Raw genomic sequence first — 1262 nt, forward strand, 5'->3', positions numbered from 1 at the left:
CGCTGGCATTCATGTTGATGTGGCTACCGATGTATTGTTGAACGCGAAATGTACAGCAAAGATCAACACGCCCTAATGAATTTAAGCTGCCGTTGGACGCCCGTTTTCTCGCTCTTTTTCTGTTCTTCGGTGGAAACCCTGATATAACCGTATGTATTCATAGAACCTCACAAATCAATTGGGCATATCTTACCATACACTTGTGATGCAGCAGCGATGATGCCTGCCGGTGGTAACCAAGCGCGTAGTGAAGCCATGGCCGAACTCTCTGTTCATATTCATGGCCTAATGACTCAGCCCCAGCTAGGTGATTGGATTGCAGATGCCGAAAGTGAAGCTTTGAGTCACGAGCAACAATCGTCTCTGCGTGAAATTAAACGCCAATGGCAACAAAATAACCTACTTCCTGAAAGGTTAGTAGAAGCCAAATCTCTTGCCGGCTCAAAGTGTGAACATGCATGGCGCAGCCAACGTGGTAACAACGACTGGGTGGGATTCGAAAAGAACTGGCGCGAAGTGGTTGAACTGTCTCGCGAAGAATCGCAGATCCGTGCCGACGCAGCGAACCTCACGCCTTATGATGCCATGCTGGATATTTATGAACCGGGAACCAGCTCTGCGTCACTCGACACCCTGTTTGCAGACGTTAAAACATGGCTACCAAGCCTGATTGACCAAGTGATCGAAAAACAGTCGAACGAGCAGTTTAATGCGCCGTCAGGTATCTATTCGACAGAGAAACAGAAAGCGCTTGGCTTAGAAGTCATGAAGCTACTTCAATTCGATTTCAGTCATGGTCGACTCGATGAAAGTGTTCACCCATTCTGTGGCGGCGTTCCTACAGACGTGCGCATCACCACTCGCTACGACGAAGCAGAATTCGTTCAAAGCCTGATGGGAATTGTGCATGAAACCGGACACGCCCGCTACGAGCAAAGTTTACCCCAGCATCTAGCAGGCCAGCCAGCGGGTGAAGCTCGCTCTATGGGGATCCATGAATCTCAATCTTTGTTTTTTGAGATGCAAGTCGGTCGTAGTGACCCATTCATCGGACACCTAGCAAACTTAGCGGGTCAGCAGTTCTCTGGCTCGGAGTTTGATAAAGGTAACTTCCAGAAAATCTACACGCGCGTCAAGAAGGACTTCATTCGTGTCGATGCCGATGAATTGACCTACCCAGCACACGTTATACCAATTTGATTATTTAATTGGTCAGCTTAGTCCAACTTCGGTAGCACATAGATATAACCTTCTCAGTCGAC

The 1262-nt window shown here is 48.2% G+C and carries 1 pseudogene; it reads left to right on the forward strand.

The window, feature by feature from the left end:
• Window positions 1-210 precede the first annotated feature (210 nt).
• Window positions 211-1191: pseudogene (locus Q1A70_RS19970) on the forward strand (carboxypeptidase M32); the annotation flags it as partial.
• Window positions 1192-1262: the final 71 nt, after the last annotated feature.

The sequence above is a fragment of the uncultured Vibrio sp. genome, from assembly GCF_947488985.1.
GTDB lineage: Bacteria > Pseudomonadota > Gammaproteobacteria > Enterobacterales > Vibrionaceae > Vibrio.